This window comes from Phyllobacterium sp. RCAM01083 (assembly GCF_055685835.1).
The window spans coordinates 208,235-223,601 of the sequence record NZ_JBVFZN010000004.1 but is presented as its reverse complement, the minus strand read 5'-3'; the positions used below and the strand labels follow the sequence as shown (position 1 = coordinate 223,601).

Sequence of the window (15,367 nt, the reverse complement as noted above, 5' to 3'; positions counted from 1 at the left end):
CTTCGTCCATCAAAGCGGTGAGCGCAGCCCTGATCGGCGCTGCGCTCCACCACCATGGATTACCGTTCGATCTTGCGGTTCCAGCGATTGTTCCATTCGGGCCGGTTCTTGTTGATTGCGTCCCAATCCACAACCCTAGCATTGCTCATATAGGTCTGAAAGGCAGTCAGCTTTTCTTCGCCTCCAGCCGTTCCTGCGTGGGTTTTGACGTTTGAAGGGACGATGTTACCCTTGTCCAGCGCCTTGGCTTGCGCCTCGGCAGAAAGAAGATATTGGGCCAGTTTCTGGCTGAGTTCCGGCTCGCTGTTGTTTGCGATCACACATTCGGAGACCGTCAGCACAACAGATCCCTCCTTTGGCTGGGCATACTCAACCGGAATACCCTTCTCCTTGAGATTGTTGACGGCTGTCGGCGTGAGCGGAAAGATCGCTGCATCGCCGGTCTGGACCATTTCCGAAATTTTTGCCGAACTGGAGATATACTCCAGGACATTCTTGCCAACCGTATCCGCGAATTTCTCGAATCCCGGTTCGACATTGTTCTCATCGCCGCCCTGGATGCGGTTGAACATCAGAAACGCATGGAGACCAAACGTTGAGACGGAAGCCGACTGGAAGACCACCTTGCCCTTGAATTTTGGATCGGCAAGATCCATCCATGATGTGGGTGCGCTCCAGCCATTCTGGTCAAACATCTGCTTGTTGTAGGCAAGGCCTGTCATGCCCATGTCAATGCCGACAGCCATGTCGTCTTTCAGCCGTGCACCGGGCGTAATGTCGTCAAGAACCGGTGAAGGCTGCAGTTTCTGGCACAGGCCCGTACCAATCGCCCGGACCATGACGCCGTCGTCCAGAAACATGACATGCATCTGCGGGTTATCTTTCGCCGCCGTCGCCTTGGCGAGAATATCGGCGGATGTGCCGGGCACGACGACGATCTTGACGTCATTGGCCTTTTCGAATTCAGGAAAGACGTCCTGGGTGAATGTGCGTTCGTAATTTCCGCCATTCATTCCCACGTAGAGCGTTTTCGTATCAGCCTGAGCGTGCGAGGCGGCTAATCCCGCGACTGTCAGAGCGATCGTGGACACCAGGCAATTATTCAACTGTTTCATTGTGAGTTCCCTTTTTCTCGTTGTGTTGTGGAGGCATGTTCTGAAAGCGTTCGATCGAGAAAGCCTCGATCGGTGTTGCTGTTTCGCCTGAAGTGACGAGGTCACACAGGACGGCACCAACTGCCGGTGCCACCTGAAAACCGGCGCCGCAAAAACCGAACGCATGGAAAAGGCCCGGTGTCGTGCCGCTTGGGCCAATGACAGGATTGCTGTCGGGAAGTTGGCCTTCCGTACCCGACCAGAAACGGATCACGTGCGCGCCGGCAAGATGCGGGAAAAGTGTGGTGGCCCGTTTCATGACGGATTGCGCGGCCGTGGTGGATGGACGGGAAAAATCAGGATCGGCAAGGGCGTAACCACGCCCGCCGCCCATGATATAGTTTCCGCGTGTCACCTGCCGGCAGTAGAAACCGCCGCCTTCCTCTCCCAGGCTAACGGACAACCGCGGTGCAAGCGGCTCGGTCACGACCATTGAGGGATATATGCGGGAGAGCGGCACGGGCTCGGCGAAGTTGGCGGCAATTTTGTTGGCCCATGCCCCGGCACTGTTGATGAGGAAGCGGCAGGTTATTTCACAGTCCGCGCCCGCCTGAAGGGCAAACCCGTCATTTGCGCGCACCGCCGCATGGACAGCGGTCTGTTCAAGGACAATCACCCCAGCATCCCGTGCTGCCTTGGCGAAGGCTGGCGATACCAGCCGGGGATTGGCCTGTCCGTCATCCGGACACAGCGAAGCGCCAGCGATGTTTCCGGACAGCCATGGAAAACGGGCTTTTGCCATCGCGCCGGTGTACAGTTCGAGATCAAGACCAACGGGTTTTACGGTTTCCGCATATTGTTCGAGCTTTGCGAAGTCCTCCGGCGTGCGTGCGAGTTTCAGATGCCCGCTGCGCTGGTATTCTCCATCGATCCCGATCAACTCCTTCAATCTCGGCCAGATCTGGTGGGCGCGTTGTGAGAGCGGGAGCTGCGCTACGGAGCGGCCTTGACGCCGCACGCCACCATAGTTGACACCGCTTGCCTGCGCCCCGCAAAAGCCCTTGTCGATGAGGATGACCGACAGGCCAGCCAAGCGCAGTGCAAGTGCGGCAGAGCTGCCGACAAGGCCGCCACCCACGATAGCAACATCTGCAGAGAAACGCCGGGTCATGAGCCGCCCTCATGCAAAGACAGCGGTAGTGGCTTGACCGGCGCCTGCGCCCGCAAGCGTCCGATTTCCGTTAGTGTGAGCTTTTGCGTGGATGAAAGAACTTCCGCCAAAGCCGCGCTGCACATGCGGCCCTGACAGCGCCCCATACCCGCGCGGCTCAGCGCTTTCAGCCGGTTGAGCTCACGAAGGTCGTTTCCATGCACCGTGTCGACAACGGAGGAAACGGTGATTTCCTCACAGCGGCAGAGTTTTGTCTCTCCCGGAACCTGTTCAAACCAGTTTTCCGGGAATGGGAATGCCTTTTCAAGAACATCCCTCAGTTTGGCTTTCCGTCGGCGTGCTTTCGCAAGCACAGACATTCGCCCGCGATCAGCCACCGCTCCGGAATCCTGGATCAGGGCGAGGGCGGCAAGTTCGCCTGAAATCTCCGCAGCATCGGCACCGGCAATGCCGCTGCCATCACCGGCGAGGTAAACGCCCTTGCGGTTCGTGCGGCCAGTCTCATCCGTTACCGGCAACCAAGTACGATCCCGGCCATCAAAGCGGAATGAACAGCCCGCAAGGTCTGCCAATTGTGTTTCGGGACGAAGCGCGAAACCGTATGCAACTGCGTCACACGCTATGGAATATGTCTTTGCGCCGGATTTAAAACTCAGCCCCTCGACATGTTGAGAGCCGTCCACACCCGTTGGGCGAACGTTGTAGCGAATCTTTACGCCGCGGCGAACGAGCCTTGCCGCATAGGACATGCCGATGAGCACGAGACGCGGATCGAACCGGAATGCGGAGAGAAGATTGAGCTTGGCGGTGAACGGAGCTGTGTCGAGTACAGCGGCCACGCTGGCGCCGGCCTTCAGATATTGCCAGGCGACAAGGTAGAGAAGCGGGCCTGATCCGAGAAAGATGACCTTTCTGCCGATGGCGCAGCCCTGTGCTTTCAGTGCGGTCTGGGCTGCGCCCAACGTATAGACGCCCGGCAAAGTCCAGCCGGGAAAAGGCAGCACACGGTCGGTGGCGCCGGTCGACAGGATCAGATTTTGAAAGCTGATCTGCTGATGATCTCCATTGGCCATAAGGTGGAGCTGATTGTCCGCAATATTCCAGACCAGTGTCTGCCGCCGGTAATCGATGGACGGGAGCAGGGCATCGAATTCACGGTGCAGTCTGGTGGCCTTGGCTGCTTCCGAGCCATAAAGATCTGTGGCGCTGCGGCCGTCATCGAGGTAGGGACGGCGATAGATCTGACCACCGGCACGGAAACCTTCGTCGATCACGATCGGGCACAACCCCGCAGCGACAAGCGTTTTTGCGGCGCAGATGCCTGCAGGCCCGGCTCCAACAACCACCGGGGGTGACGTATCATTCATTGCCGGATTCTCTTGTTATGAATGCCATCTGCGCCTCGAGAGGCGTGGTGCACGCCCGCACCCGTGCTCCGCAGGCAAGGGTCACGAAGCAATCCTGACACGCTCCGATAAGACAGAACCCTGCACGCGGCTCACTGGTGAACTCGCTCTGGCGCAGGCGGTCTGTTACGGACATGATGGCCACGAGAACCGTGTCGCCGCGCCGTCCGGAATATGCAATGCCATCGATCGTGAATGGGATGGGCGCTTCATCGTGTCTGAAGTGACGCTGAAACTGCGACCGGGAATGATGTGCGGCCATCAGCCTTTTCCAACCAGCAGTTGATCAAGCCCGAACAATCTGTCGAGAATGATCATGGTGACGCCCGTCAGGGCGATCATCAGGGTCGAGACGGCAGCCATCATTGGATCGATCGACTCGCTCGCATACATGTACATGCGCACCGGCAGGGTGACGGTTGATGGTGCAGTCACGAATATCGACATGGTCAGTTCGTCAAAGCTGTTGATGAAGGCGAGCAGCCATCCGCCGCTGATGCCGGGCAGGAGCATCGGAAAGGTAATCCGCCGGAACACGGTCCAATCACCGGCGCCAAGCGTACGCGCCGCCATTTCAGCGCTGAGGTCCATGCCGTTCAGGGCGGCCAATATCAGGCGGAGGGCATAGGGCATGATCACCATCACATGGGCAGCCACGAGCCAGCCGAAAGAACCAGTTGCGCCGATGAACGAGAAGAGCCGCAGGAAGGCCACGCCAATCACCAGATGCGGAATGATGAGCGGCGACAGAAACAGGGCATTGAGCGCGTCCCTGCCTCTGAATGAATACCGGGTGATGGCGAGCGCCGAGGGTACGGCGAGTGTCGTAGAGATGGTTGCCGAGAAGAGTGCCAGGCGTGCACTGTTCCAAAATGAAGCGACGAAGTCGGGATGATGGAAGACCGCCGAAAACCACCGCAGGGACACGCCATCCCATGGCAGGGAAAGCGTGTTCTGAGGCGTGAAGGCGACGAGGCAGACCACAATCAGGGGTGCAAGCACGAAGAGGACAATCAGGCTGTGAAACGCGAGGGCAAAGAGACCATTCTTCTGCATGGCGTTATCCGAGCCTCCGCTTTGCCTGACGCTCCACCATGCGGTTGTAGGCCAGCATGATCGCAAGATTTGCCAACAGCACGATGATCGCAATCGCCGCTCCGAGCGGCCAGTTCAGTTCGATCAGATATTCATCGTAGACCACCGTTGCCGCCATTTTGAGCCGCCGACCGCCAAGGAGGCCAGGGATGGCGAAGGCACTGGCCGAAAGTCCGAAAACGATCAGACTGCCGGAGAGAATACCGAGTGTTGCCTGTGGAAAGACAATGCGGCGCAAGGCGGTAAACCGCGAAGCGCCCAGCGATAGTGCGGCGGCTTCAACCGTCGGATCAAGCTTCTGTAAAGCCGTCCACACGGGAATGACCATGAAGGGTAGCATGATGTGAACGAGCGCAATGACGATGGCCGTTTCCGTATAAAGCAGTTGTACCGGCTCGAGGCCGAGCATGGCCAGGGCGTGATTGACGAGGCCATCGCGGCCAAGCAGCATGCTCCAGCCAAAGGTCCTGACGACGACGGACACCAAAAGCGGCCCGATGATGACAAGCAGGAAGATCGAGCGCCACGGCTTGCCCATGCGCGTGAGAATATAGGCCTCCGGTGTTCCCAAGAGGACCGCGATCACCGTGGTGAGCAAGGCAAGACGCAACGTCCGCCAGAATATAGCGAGGTAATAGGGATCCTGGAGAACGGTCAGATAGTTTGCCGTTGTGTACCGGTTCTGCACGCCACTGCTGTAGTCATAGACATTGAATGACAGAACGGCCGTCAATGCGAGGGGTAAGAGAATAAGCCCGATGAACAGCAGTGTGGCCGGTGCTGCGAGAATGAATGGTGCCGGCAGGCGCGGCGAGGGTCTGGTCGCTACGCCTGTCATGATTGCAGAATGCCTTCCTGCTCAGCGGCCAGTATCCGGCATTCTTCCATGTTCCATGCGAGCCCCGTGACCTCTCCTTCAGATGGCGGCGGAGCGCCCAGATTGGCCACCGAGACGGATACTTCGCCCGCTGGCGTCGCAACACTGAGAAGCCACTGGTTTCCGAGAAAATAACGGCTCGATATCGATCCACGCAGCATACCGCTGGCGGGATCCGTCAAGCGGATCTTTTCCGGCCTGACCGAGAGGCAAAGTTCGCCGCCCGGATAGTTTCCCGTTGCTGGTATCTTCAGATCCGTGTTGTCAACGAGCAGCAATACACCAGCAGTTTCTTTCACCGCGCGGGCGGCCAGAAAATTCGACTTGCCGACGAACGAGGAAATGAAGTTGTTCTTCGGGTGTTCGTACAGACTGTAGGGATGATCGACCTGCGTGATCCTGCCACCTTCCATCACCACGACGCGATCACTGATGGATAGGGCTTCCGCCTGATCGTGGGTCACCATGATCGTGGTAATACCGACGACGCGTTGAATGCGGCGCAGTTCGAATTGCATTTCTTCACGCAGTTTGGCGTCGAGATTTGAGAGAGGTTCATCGAGAAGCAGTACGGGGGGCTTGATCACGAGCGCCCTGGCAATTGCCACCCGCTGGCGCTGGCCACCGGACATTTCGCGCGGATAACGATCGGCGAGGGTGGTCAGCTGAACCAGCGAAAGGATTTCCGCAACCTGTCTGTCACGCTCGGCCTTTGCAATTTTCCGCATTTCCAGTCCGAAGGCGACATTCTGCGCGACGGTCATGTGCGGAAAAAGCGCATAGCTCTGGAAAACAACGCCAAGTCCGCGTCTGGCCGGTTTCTCCCGCGTGATATCCCGGCCGTTGAGGGCAATTCTGCCGTCTGTCGGCGCCACCAGTCCGGCGATCATCTGAAGGGTTGTTGTCTTGCCGCAACCGGACGGCCCCAGCAGCGAAATGAACTCGCCTTGTTCGATTTCAAGATCAAAATCACGAACGGCAGCAAACTCTCCGTAAAGTTTGGAAACCCGTTCGAGGTGTAAGAATCCCATGCCGCAATCCCCTGAATTCAGATCCGCCATCGTGGTTGCTTTGTGGCAGTTTCACTATTAGTGACCCAAATCCGGAGGGTTCATCAAATGAAATCTTGTATTTTGGAATAAAGTTAATAAAAATTCTGAAATACAAAATTACTGTGCCAATTTACAGAAAAATGGTTGTGGAAATGAAACAGCAGATCGAAACAAGCACGAGCCTGAACAAGGCTGTAAACCTCATGAAGGCGCTTTCGCACGGGCCAGCACAAGGCATGCGGCTGAAAGAGCTGGCCCTGACTGTCGGGTTGAATCAACCATCGGCCCACCGCTTGCTGAAATCACTGGTTGCCGAGAGCTTGGTCGAGCAATTGCCAGGCAGCAAACTATACCGCCTGTCCCTCGAGTTCTTTTCAATGGCTGCTCAGGCACGCCGCCGCGACGGTATTCTGGAGATCGCAAGGCCGTCGCTCCTTCGGCTCTCGGCGACCCTGAATGACACGGTGTTTCTTCTCGTTCGCAGCAACTTTGACGCTGTCTGCCTCGATCGCGTGGAAGGGCCGTTTCCAATACGGTCTTTCACAGGTGATATCGGTGGGAAGGTGCCCCTTGGAATCGGCCAGGGAAGTATTGCAATCCTGGCTTTTCTGCCAGAGCCGGAGCGTGACGCAATCATTCAGTTCAATATGCCACGCATTCTGGATCGCTCGCAGATTGATGAAGTCGATCTGCGTATCAAGATAGAGGAAGTGCGGCGTCTCGGGGCGGCACACATCAATTTTGACATGATAGCGGGCATGGCGGGGCTCGGCGTGCCCATCATTGACAACAAGGGCTGCGCAGTCGCCGCTCTCAGTATCGGCACGCTGTCCGATCGTTTGACTGATGCGCGTCGCGCTACGATGACAGAGCTTTTGAAGTCAGAAGCCGCTGCGATCAGTGCGAAACTCAATCCTTTTGATCCGGCATTGCGTTATCCAAGCCAGGCGCTCTCGCGTTAGGCGTGCGTACAATTTCGCTGAAAGCGGACCGTTGGCAATGAAAGCGATGACGAGAGATGAGATGGGCTTTGGGGACAACCCACGAGCATTATTTCGGCGATGTGCTTGGCTCGCGCCGGAGCGGGAGACTTATCGGTCGCTTTTGCGATTTGAACTTGATCTATTGTTTCAGCGACAAGAACAGAACCCGGTCGTAATAAGCTATCATGCTCAATACCGCTTGACACCGCTTGAAAAGCCCGCTGCAAATGCTCAGCGCTCCACTATCAAATTCGTTACAGCAGGTTAAGACAATTTGACCGAACTATCGGCGCAACAGGTAACAACTGACTGGTAGGGTGAAACAAGAATATTCAAAGACTACAACATGACGCGAAATTTCAGGGGAATGCGCGGTGTTGGCTGGGGGGTCGGGTAACGGTTCGTTGCTTTAGGCTGACAATTTTCTCTAACTGCTGAATGATGAACCATGTCTTTAAACCGACTATCACATATCGATGGCCTGCGGGCCATCGCTGCGCTCTCCGTTTTGGTTCAACATATGTTCGGCGACATGCTGCGCAGCAGTGCTGCTGGACCAGGAGCTTTGTTCAGCTTCGCTGGCCAGTCGATTGACAATATCGACCTTGGACGGTTCGGCGTCGTTCTATTCTTTCTGATCAGTGGTTTCGTTGTCCCGTTCAGCATTCGCGGCGATCGGCCTCTCAAGAGGTTTGCGATATCGCGCCTGTTCCGGCTGTATCCGGCGCTATGGGTTGCGATTGCTGCGCTGACGGTGTTGTACTGGAGTGACGGGAACACGCCGAGCCTTGCGACGATCACAGCGAACCTGACGATGGCGCCGACCCTGTTCGGCAAAGCCTGGCTTTCCAGTATTTATTGGACATTGTTCATCGAGCTTGTGTTCTATTTTCTGTCTGCTGCATTGTTTGCAACCGGATTGCTCTTTGATTTTCGTGCGATCTTTGCGTTTGGACTTCTCCTCGTGGCGTCGACAGCTCTGCCGATTTTGGCCCGGCTTTATTTCTCTGCAAACATTCCCGTCCAATATATCGGGTTGCATCTGTCATTCTTGTTCTGCGGATTGCTGCTGCGTCTCGCCATCATGGAAAAGGTTAGATATTCTGGGCTTGCAGCGATCGGCCTGCTTTGTGTGCAGTTTGCTTCAATGGCGGCAGTATCAGATTTTTCACTTGGGCGTGACGATGGTTTTGTCATCACTGGATTGCAACCGGTGCTGGGAGCCTATGGGCTCGCGGCGGTTGTTTTCATTGCTGCGGTCCGGAGCGCGCGACCAAACTTTGCGTTCCTCTCGTTTATTGGTCAGATCAGTTATTCGATATACCTGTTCCATTGGATCGTCTGCACGCTTGTCTACCGGGTTTTTCCATTGACTGGGCAATGGAGCGATCTGCTTGTTATGAGTTTGTGTGTACTTCTTACGATTTTGGTCTCATGGGCCGTATTTGTGGTCGTGGAGAAGCGGATGATCAATTTTGCAAAATGGTTGACCGCCGGCAGCAAGCCACTGCGCCCCGAGATGGTGATTTGACGTGGGGATTGCAGTCAAATTCCAACGGATATCCGGTTCACCCGACTAAATCGTGCGGTCGCGTGGGTGGAGCGGGTCAGGCGAATCCGACCGGACCACTGCCGCGAACAAGGGCGAGGGCGACCACTCTTGGCGCAATGCAGTATGTGAGACTCAGCCTGCGTCCCGTGCTGGTCATCGCGTGGCCTGCGTTCAAATCCACCGCGATATCGTCATAGTCCAGCATGTCATGGTCGAGCGGATACACAGCCTTGTAGACGGCCTCCTTGGCCGCGAACAGGACACGGCCGGCAAGGCTCGGCTCCACCGCGTCTGTCACATCGTCCCGGGTTGCAACGAGCGCAAAAATGTCATCCGGGAGCGCCGTGGCAGGTTCGACATCGATGCCGATTGAGCCGATCTTGGCTGAAAGGGCTGCAACCGCGGCTACGGCCATTTCCTCGTCATGGGCGAGAGAACCGGTCATGCCCATGGGCCATACCGGCGCACCGGATGACGCGCGCAGGATCGCAACGTCGTTCAAGCCATGTTCCGCCAGCAATCCCCGTGCGACCCGCCGCGCCGCGCCACTGGCCCGGCGCCTGGCCGGGTGGCGTGACGGAATGGAATGCGCTTCCCGGGACAGCAGGCAGGCCTCATCTCCGTCACGGATACTGCGGCATCCGACCCGGACGCCCTCCGGCGCAATACCATTCATGGCTTCCAGGAGGATTAATTCTGCTGACGGATTTGCGGAGATGCGGGGTGGATGTGTCACGGATCAACCGTCTGCGTCGGCAGAACCAGATCGGCAATCATTTCTCCGTCTTCGTCCAATCCTTCTTCCACGAAGCCTGCGGTGCGATAGAGGTGCCGCGCACCTTCGTTTTCCGGTTCATAGCAGATCGAAACGTGCCGCACGTGTCCAAGGCCACTGATTTCGTCCAGCACCTTGCGCAAGGCAGCTTTGCCATAGCCTTTGCCCTGATGGGCGCGATCGATCATAAAACGGTAGATCGTCGCCTCATCATCATCTGCGGGCGCCTCGTACATCAGGAAACCGACGACGCGGTCCCCGGCCATCACGACGCGGGGCCGTGCATCCGTATCAAGAGCGGCCTCATCCAGGGATTCCGCATTGCTTGCAACAAAATCCAACTGCTCCGGGGCAAGTTCAAGCAACGTCACCAGGGCCCTGATGGCCTCGGTAACGGGTGCGAGCTGGACGTCAACAAGCTTCCCCTGGCGGTCTGTCAATATGTGATCTCCGACACAATCTCCTGGGATACAAGCATCCCAGGAGTGTTTTGCAGTTCAACAATCCACATCACGAAGGCGAGGGTCAGGTGGTTGTCTTCATACCACCGTTCAGAACAGGCGTGACAAAGCGGTGAAGCTTGGCCGGGTTACCCCGCCATATGGAGTTGGGCTCCAGCACTTCGCCTTTCATCACGAATGAATCCGCATCCACCACCGACCCGTTGCCCATCACGACACCGTAATGGATAAAGGCAGCAGGTCCGAGCGTGCAGCCGCGGCCGATGCGGATGAAATCGGACTTGAATGCACCTTCTTCGAGCGAATGGGCCTGAATGACGCTACCTTCATTGAGGGTGGCATCATCGCCGATTTCCACCAGCGAACGTTCGGTCAGATTGCTGCCGCCGTCATAAACCCTCCGGCCCATCTTGACGCCCAACAGGCGCAGGATCATCGGCCGGAATGGCGTGCCCGCGAACAAGCGGATGATGGGCGAATCCGCCAGCTTCCAGTGACGTTCGTGATGCCAGAAAGTAACGTCATATATGGTTGTCATCTGCGGCTTCAGCTTGCCGAAACCGAGGCTTGCCCGCTCCACCAGAATATAGAATGGAATGGTGATGACCGACGTCAGGAGCACGGCGACGAAGAGCGCCGTCTGCGCCCATTCGGTGTAGTAGTTGAGCGCACGGTCCCAGATCACCAACGTGACAAACAGCATGACCCATTGCGCCGCCAGAAAAAGCAGCGCTGTCATCGCATTGTAACGGTTCTTGAACTTGAGGCGATGGCGCCTATCCTCTTCGCTGATGCCGGCAATAAGTTCCTTGTCGCGGTTGACCATGCGAGGGATTTCAAAGGACGGCGAGCCGAGAAGGCCGACATTCTCACGGACCGGTCCGTCAATGGGGATCATCACTTTCGTGCCAAGCAGGCAGTTATCGCCCGTCTGTCCGTCCGGCGGATAGTAGATGTTGTTGCCCAAATAGTTGCGTTCGCCAATCTTCGTATGCTCAAGCCGGAAGGAGGAGGCGGACTTGTGCATGTTGATCATGAACAGCCCATCCGACACCATGGTTTGGCTGCCGATTTCGCAAAGAAGCGGATTTTCATGCTGCTGGTTGCTGCCAAAGTTGGAACCGGTCTGTACCACCTTGTTGAGGTTCCAGCCGATGGCGCGCATGTAATGGACGATTGCCGAGCTGTCGCCGAACATGAGATTGAGAACGCGCGAATTACTGGTGAATTCGACCACAGTCTGCAACCAGTAACGGAACCCGTAAAGCGTGTAGGTGCGGCCAGATTTCAAAATCAGACTGAGCAGGCGAGGCACGATTGTTGCTGCCAAAAAAGCCACGACAATATATCCGAACAACGTGACGGTGGTGCCGATCGCCACGATGCCGATGGTTTCCTGGTAGTCGTCGCTGACATTCTGCCAATAGCTGTGGAACAGCAGCGGGATCGGGGTGACGAGGGTAAACAAGCCCACCAGTTGAACGGCTTCAAAGAGGAAGCGCCGGATATTGGACGGATTGACGTTGCGAACCTTGCAATAGTCAGCCGTCGTCGGCACTGCCGGCGATCCATGCCAGCGGATACCGTCGGGAATGCTCTGCCCGCGCTGAAGCGAAGAAGAATGGCCAAGCTGGGAGCGGTCGCCCATCTTGGTGTCGATGTCGAGCGTGCAGCCCACGCCGACAAATGCATCATGACCGATGGTCAGCGATCCCGTCTGGATATAGCCGGCTTGGGCTCGATAGCCAAGAATCATCGATTCCTTGCGCAGTATCGCATTGTCGCCAATGGATATGAGGTCTGTGCACACTGGAACGGTGCGGCACTCAATGACTGCGTTTCGTCCGAGCTTGGCTCCGAGGAGCCGAAGATACAGATTATAGAGCGGGCTGCCGCGGAACAGCACAACGGGGGCTGTACGGATCAACGTCTGCAGAACCCAGAAACGATAATAGCGCCAGCCCCAGATGGGGAAGACTTCCGGCTTCCAGCGCCCGACAAGCACCCATTTTGCAACGATGGCAACGCCTGACATTCCAAAGAAGATGCCACCCGAAAGCAGCACACAACGCAGATAGAGCTGCAGCGGCTCGTCGAGCTTGTCGTAGGTCCAGTTGAGTCCGCGGTCCAGTGCCCACAGTCCGAAGTAGCTATAGAGACCGTAGAAAAGCAGCTGTGCCGCTCCGCAGGTCCAATAGGCAATGTTCGACGCCCGGTGCGTAAGAACGCGCTCGTTGACGGCGGTCGCCATCTCCTCGGGTATGCGCAGATGCTGCGCAAGGCGGGCGACGGTGGGATAGAGATAGATATCCCGCATGGACGTCGTCGCCCATTCTTTCCGGGTGCGGACGCGCGCGCAGAAACGGGCCATCAGCAGAGAATTGGCGCCGAGATCGTCGAAGAAATTGTCCTCCACGGATACCTGGTCGAACTTCAGCACTTCGGCCAGCACGTCGGCCAAAAAGCGTTCGTCGTCATTGCTGGGCGGGGTGATGGTCCGTTCGGCCGACAAACGCACGCTTGTCGGCTTGGGAAGCTGGCGCAAGTCCACCTTGTTCGAGACGGTCATCGGGATGGCGGCCAGCTCTTCCAGATAGGATGGCACCATGTAGTCGGGCAGGCGCCGTTTCAGCTCTCCGGCAATGTCGGCGCGGGAGATCGGCGGCATGCCGCTCTTGGGAGCATAATAGGCAACGAGTTCGACACGGCCGGGTTCAATTTCCCAGGTCGTGACGGCGGCCTGTGCGATTGCGGGCTGCTCCAGCAGCACGGTTTCGATTTCTCCGAGTTCGATGCGGTAGCCGCGGATTTTGACCTGGGTATCGATGCGCCCGTGATACTCAATCTCGCCATCGTCATTGATCCGGCCAAGATCACCCGTCCTGTAGATGCGCTTTGAAGGATTGTTCGGCAGGTCGAGAAAATCGGGAATGAATTTCTGTTCCGTCAGGTCCGGCCGGTTGAGATAGCCCACCGCAAGACCGATGCCGGCAATGCCGATTTCGCCAAGCTCACCGGGCTCGGTCAGTGCCGACACGGAAGGATCGATCACGACAATGGAGTAAGTGGGCAGCGGCGCGCCGATGGTCACGGGCCTGTCGGGTGTGAGCAGGCCCATCGTGGCGGTAACGGTGGCTTCGGTGGGGCCATAGGTGTTGAGGATTTGCCGTCCGGGTTTCGACCAGCGCACCACAAGGTTGTGCGAGCATGCCTCGCCGCCCACCAGCAACGCCCGCAGACTGGGTACATCGCTCTCGATGGAGGAAAGCAGGGTCGGGCTGCAGGCCATGCATGTTACATCATTCGCCCGGAGAAAATCAGCAAGTTCCTCGCCAACCAGTGTCAGCGGTCCCGGCGCAGGCACCACCGTTGCACCGGCGGCGAAAGGCACCCAGATCTCTTCCGCAGAGAAGTCGAAGGCGATGGTCATGCCCTGATAGACGCGGTCGCCCGGCCGGTAGCCGTAGGATGCGGCGGCGACCCGGACGAAGTTGCAGATGCTCTGATGCGTGATCGCCACGCCCTTTGGCCTGCCGGTGGTGCCCGAGGTGTAGAGGATATAGCAGATGTCCTCGGCCGTGGAGGCTGCTGGATTCAACGGCAAAGGCTTGTCGGGCTTGGCGGTGATTTCGGCTGCAGCCCCGTCGATCAGCACATGGGGAACAGGCAACTGCTCGACCCGGGAAGAATAGGCCGCAATGGTGATGATCAGTCCGACATTGGCATCTTCGATGATGAGCTTCATCCGCTCTTCGGGAAAGGCGGTGGCGAGCGGAACAAACGCCGCACCGGCCTTCATCACGGCCAGCAATGCAACGTAGGTCTCGGCGGAACGGTCGAGCAGGAGTCCGACCCGGTCGCCGGGCTGCACGCCCCGATCCGCCAGGAGACAGGCGAACTGATTGGCCCGCCTGTTCAGCTCGCGATAGGTCCAGACGCGTCCTTCGGAGATAACCGCCGGTGACGCATCATAGGTTTGTGCAAGCTCCTCGAAGAAGCGGTCGAGCCGTTCACCCGGGCGCCCTTCCTGAGCAAAGTCAGCACCCGTCAAAATCTGCGGGCGCGCAATCGTTCCGGAGTCGGAGGCGTTTTTTACAATCGCATCAATACTTCCGAAGCCAGTCCTTGCTACAGGCTGGTTACTTGAATTTTCCGCCGCGCCCCTGTCGCGTCCGGCACCGTCAACACCATGGTCCATTTCCAAACTCTCTCGTCGTAGGTCGAGCATCGCCGGGCTTATGCCCGCAGAAAACACCGTGCTGCCTCTTCAGCGAGCACTGTCTATCGGCTGATTGTGCGCGGTAGCTGCAATTGACCTTTCAGTCATGGACGGCGGAATAGCCTAAGCTTCCATAAAAGAAAAGCCCGCAACTCTAACTTGCTTTTGCTTTGAACCCCCGTCCTCTGCCCATCACACGTGTGACGATATCATATAACGCCAAGATCAAGAACTTTATTGATAATATAACTGACAGATAAATCTTTTGAAAAATCGTGAACCGGAAGTAATTTCCCCTTGTCTCCGTGGAAAGAAGTGCCGACCGCAAGCAGGAACCGACCAACCGGAGAAAAGTGCGCTGCAAGGGACCGCTCCTTATTCCATTTTCAGTATAGGCAGCCCATTTTTCGACAGATTGCAAGTCCGACTATTGCTGGCAGAAGGACGAAGACAGCAGAAGAGATCATTCAGATGAAGAATATTATTCGGGTTCGAGCTTTTTCAGGCGTCTTCGCGGTGACGTTAAGTGCGACCGGGCAGGCATAAGATTTTGCGCTGAGTGATATTGCCGCCACAAATGACGCATGGGCAATATAGCCGAGGCTCAGCCTCATACCTGTTGGAAAATGATGTCTTGTCGCCACACTTAGTGCATCCGCAGCAATTCCCGCCTATTCTGAGG

The 15,367-nt window shown here is 57.1% G+C and carries 12 protein-coding genes; 2 read left to right on the top strand and 10 right to left on the bottom strand.

Going from position 1 to position 15,367, the window contains the following annotated elements; genetic code table 11:
• Nucleotides 1–59: 59 nt before the first annotated feature.
• From ACZ25R_RS05135 to ACZ25R_RS05105, 7 genes are read right to left on the bottom strand one after another with little or no spacing between them, the layout of a single operon-like run.
• Complete coding sequence (locus ACZ25R_RS05135; RefSeq protein WP_472460282.1) at nucleotides 60–1,115, bottom strand: ABC transporter substrate-binding protein; 1,056 nt, start codon at nucleotides 1,113–1,115, stop codon at nucleotides 60–62.
• On the bottom strand, nucleotides 1,099–2,265 hold the full coding sequence (locus ACZ25R_RS05130; RefSeq protein WP_472460281.1) for an NAD(P)/FAD-dependent oxidoreductase: 1,167 nt from the start codon (nucleotides 2,263–2,265) through the stop codon (nucleotides 1,099–1,101). Before ACZ25R_RS05130 ends, ACZ25R_RS05135 begins: the two co-directional genes overlap by 17 nt.
• Nucleotides 2,262–3,632, bottom strand: coding sequence for an FAD/NAD(P)-dependent oxidoreductase (locus ACZ25R_RS05125; RefSeq protein ID WP_472460280.1), 1,371 nt, complete (start codon nucleotides 3,630–3,632; stop codon nucleotides 2,262–2,264). Before ACZ25R_RS05125 ends, ACZ25R_RS05130 begins: the two co-directional genes overlap by 4 nt.
• The gene (locus ACZ25R_RS05120; protein WP_472460279.1) at nucleotides 3,625–3,933 is read right to left on the bottom strand and encodes a (2Fe-2S)-binding protein; all 309 of its coding nucleotides are present in this window, start codon (nucleotides 3,931–3,933) and stop codon (nucleotides 3,625–3,627) included. Before ACZ25R_RS05120 ends, ACZ25R_RS05125 begins: the two co-directional genes overlap by 8 nt.
• Nucleotides 3,933–4,727 (bottom strand): ABC transporter permease, encoded by a 795-nt coding sequence (locus tag ACZ25R_RS05115; RefSeq protein ID WP_472460278.1) that lies wholly within the window; start codon nucleotides 4,725–4,727, stop codon nucleotides 3,933–3,935. Before ACZ25R_RS05115 ends, ACZ25R_RS05120 begins: the two co-directional genes overlap by 1 nt.
• A 4-nt stretch (nucleotides 4,728–4,731) precedes the next feature.
• Nucleotides 4,732–5,604 carry an ABC transporter permease gene (locus ACZ25R_RS05110; protein ID WP_472460277.1) on the bottom strand — a complete coding sequence of 291 codons (873 nt, stop codon included), beginning with the start codon at nucleotides 5,602–5,604 and terminating at the stop codon, nucleotides 4,732–4,734.
• Entirely contained in the window at nucleotides 5,601–6,674 is a 1,074-nt protein-coding gene (locus ACZ25R_RS05105; protein WP_472460276.1) for an ABC transporter ATP-binding protein, read from the bottom strand. The genes ACZ25R_RS05110 and ACZ25R_RS05105 overlap by 4 nt, the downstream gene beginning before the upstream one ends.
• Before the next feature lie 173 nt (nucleotides 6,675–6,847).
• On the opposite strand from ACZ25R_RS05105, the gene ACZ25R_RS05100 reads away from it, so the two are divergent.
• Together ACZ25R_RS05100 and ACZ25R_RS05095 are read left to right on the top strand one after the other, a co-directional pair.
• A complete protein-coding gene (locus ACZ25R_RS05100; protein WP_472460275.1) occupies nucleotides 6,848–7,657 on the top strand; it encodes an IclR family transcriptional regulator in 810 nt (269 codons plus the stop codon).
• A gap of 469 nt (nucleotides 7,658–8,126) precedes the next feature.
• Entirely contained in the window at nucleotides 8,127–9,209 is a 1,083-nt protein-coding gene (locus tag ACZ25R_RS05095; RefSeq protein ID WP_472460274.1) for an acyltransferase family protein, read from the top strand.
• 76 nt (nucleotides 9,210–9,285) lie between these two features.
• Here ACZ25R_RS05095 and ACZ25R_RS05090 read toward each other — a convergent pair whose 3' ends face one another.
• From ACZ25R_RS05090 to ACZ25R_RS05080, 3 genes are all read right to left on the bottom strand, one after another.
• On the bottom strand, nucleotides 9,286–9,906 hold the full coding sequence (locus tag ACZ25R_RS05090; protein ID WP_472460273.1) for a 4'-phosphopantetheinyl transferase superfamily protein: 621 nt from the start codon (nucleotides 9,904–9,906) through the stop codon (nucleotides 9,286–9,288).
• Nucleotides 9,907–9,962: 56 nt separating this feature from the next.
• Nucleotides 9,963–10,445: a GNAT family N-acetyltransferase gene (locus ACZ25R_RS05085; protein ID WP_472460272.1), complete on the bottom strand. Its 483-nt coding sequence runs from the start codon at nucleotides 10,443–10,445 to the stop codon at nucleotides 9,963–9,965.
• A gap of 85 nt (nucleotides 10,446–10,530) precedes the next feature.
• Nucleotides 10,531–14,664, bottom strand: a complete 4,134-nt coding sequence (locus tag ACZ25R_RS05080; protein ID WP_472460271.1) for a Pls/PosA family non-ribosomal peptide synthetase — start codon at nucleotides 14,662–14,664, stop codon at nucleotides 10,531–10,533.
• Between the last annotated feature and the right edge of the window lie 703 nt (nucleotides 14,665–15,367).